The organism is Brevibacillus reuszeri, from assembly GCF_002897295.1.
In the GTDB taxonomy this organism is placed as follows: domain Bacteria; phylum Bacillota; class Bacilli; order Brevibacillales; family Brevibacillaceae; genus Brevibacillus; species Brevibacillus reuszeri_A.
Genome location: NZ_BEXF01000135.1, coordinates 1 through 537 on the forward strand (window position 1 = coordinate 1; position 537 = coordinate 537).

The 537-nt window shown below is 49.9% G+C and carries 1 pseudogene; it reads right to left on the reverse strand.

The features are described 5' to 3' along the window. A pseudogene (locus C3B52_RS35835) lies at window positions 1–537 on the reverse strand (hypothetical protein); the annotation flags it as partial.

The following is a 537-nucleotide window of genomic DNA, read 5'->3' on the forward strand; positions in this document are numbered from 1 at the left end:
GCTGTGTCGAGAAGTTGCTTGTGTATACGGCAAGTGCGGTGTTGTACACATTGCCGCTTGCATTCAATGCTGCAGCATCGTCAATCAGCGCCTTTAGCTGGTCCTTTACAGCCATACCTGGAGCAATGCGGGCTTTGGTAGCCTGCTCGAATGCATACCCCATTTGGATAAGCTGCTCTTCAGTGAAGGCATCGCCCGTAATCTGGAGGTTAATCGGCGATCCATTGCTGCTAGCGAGTGTACGATAGCCCGCCGGTACCGTAATGCTTGGATAACCCGCCTTGGCGGCAATGCCTGTTGTGGCACCGTTCATCCCGATGAGTGCATCCAGGTTGTACTTGCTCATGAGATAGTTGATCCCATTCTTTCTGGACCATTCGATATCAGCTGCTCTTTGAGACAAGTATTTCTGGTAATCTGCAGAGCCCGGTGTCATATCATACGACTGGCTTTCGATCAGAATGCTCTGCCCGTATTTCAAAACATCCGGACGGGTGCTGTTATAGTTAATGACATCCTGCAAATTCCTAATCACTG